The organism is Bradyrhizobium cajani (assembly GCF_009759665.1).
Lineage (GTDB): Bacteria > Pseudomonadota > Alphaproteobacteria > Rhizobiales > Xanthobacteraceae > Bradyrhizobium > Bradyrhizobium cajani.
Map to the genome: position 1 here is coordinate 1 of NZ_WQNE01000087.1, position 1,499 is coordinate 1,499.

Annotated in this window: 1 protein-coding gene; it reads left to right on the forward strand. The window is 64.0% G+C overall.

Going from position 1 to position 1,499, the window contains the following annotated elements; genetic code table 11:
• Positions 1 to 172 precede the first annotated feature (172 nt).
• Positions 173 to 1,228, forward strand: coding sequence for an IS110 family RNA-guided transposase (locus GPL20_RS38480; RefSeq protein WP_157337937.1), 1,056 nt, complete (start codon positions 173 to 175; stop codon positions 1,226 to 1,228).
• The last annotated feature ends 271 nt before the right edge of the window (positions 1,229 to 1,499 follow it).

Below are 1,499 nucleotides of genomic sequence, written 5' to 3' on the forward strand. Positions count from 1 at the left end.
GTAGATGGGGTAACGGGCTCCGCTGAGGCCTTCCAACCAGCCGCGCTAGCTACGGCACTATTTGATAGCGCGCGTCGCGCGGCTTGATTGGAAGGCAAGCGGTCGTCCCTCACATGATGGTGTAGCGGAGTCGGGGCGTAAGCCTCGCTCCAAGCATCGAGGAGGAACGACCATGGACCATTATGCCGGAATCGACGTGTCATTGGAATGCTCCAGCGTGTGCGTTGTCGACGCGAACGGCAAGATCGTTCGGGAGGCCAAGGTGGCCAGCGAGCCCGAGGCGCTGATTGGCTGGTTCCGTTCGCTGGGGTTCGATCTTGCCAGGATCGGGCTGGAGGCCGGACCGCTGTCACAGTGGCTTTACGCGGCGATGAAGAAGGACGGTCTTGCGGTCGAGCTTCTAGAGACGCGCCACGTCAGCGATGCCTTCAAGGCGATGCCAGTGAAGTCGGACCGCAACGACGCCCGCAACATCGCGCAGTTGATGCGGCTCGGCTGGTTCCGGCCGGTGCATTGCAAGTCGATGGGCGCGCAGGAGATCCGGGCGATGCTGACGGCACGCAAGCTGATCCAGGCCAAGCTGCAGGACATCGAGAACAGCCTGCGCGGGATCCTGCGCGGCTTCGGGCTGAAGGTCGGCAAGACGACGAAGCGCAGCTTTGCGGCACGGATCAACGAGCTGGTGGCCGGCCATCCGGCCCTCGAGACGATCGCCGCGGCGACGCTGGCGGTTCATGCGGTGTTGCTGCGCGAGTTCAACGGTCTTGAGAAGCGGGTGCGCGCGATGTCGCTCCTGGATGCCAGGGCGAAGCTGCTGATGTCGACGCCGGCCGTGGGACCGATCGTCTCGCTGACCGTTGCCAGCGCCATCGATGACCCCGCCCGCTTCACCTCGGCGAAGCGCGCGGGACCGTTGTTCGGCTTGACGCCGAAGAAGCACCAGTCAGGCGAGACGGACTACTCCGGCCGCATCAGTAAGAACGGCGACGCTTCCGTGCGCGAGGCGCTCTATGAAGCCGCCCACATCATCCTGACCAAGCCAATCAAGGGCTGTGCACCGCTCAAGAGCTGGGCGATGCGGATCGCCAAGCGCGCCGGCATGAGCAAGGCCAAGGTGGCGCTGGCGCGCAAGCTCGCCGTGATCATGCTGCGCATGCTCAAGGACAACGTGCCGTTCAATCCGGCCGCCAAGAATCCGGCCGTCAAGGCAACCGTCGCCGCGGCTTAAGAAAAGGAGCCACAGGTTTTCGGGCGGGTCACCACACCAGCCTTCCCGAAGCGAAGTCCCTTCGCCGGGACGATGGATCAGGCCAGGCCGTCATCCGGGTTGTCGACGCATCTCACGATGCGATCACGCTTTCCGTAGATTGGCCGACCTGCTCCTCTCCAGAACCCCATCAGGCGACGGCCACAGCGCCGATCCCGTACAGAAGCACGTTCCCGGCGAGTGGATGACGCAAAAAGGGATTGACTAACCACCGCCCGTTACAGAAGCCCGG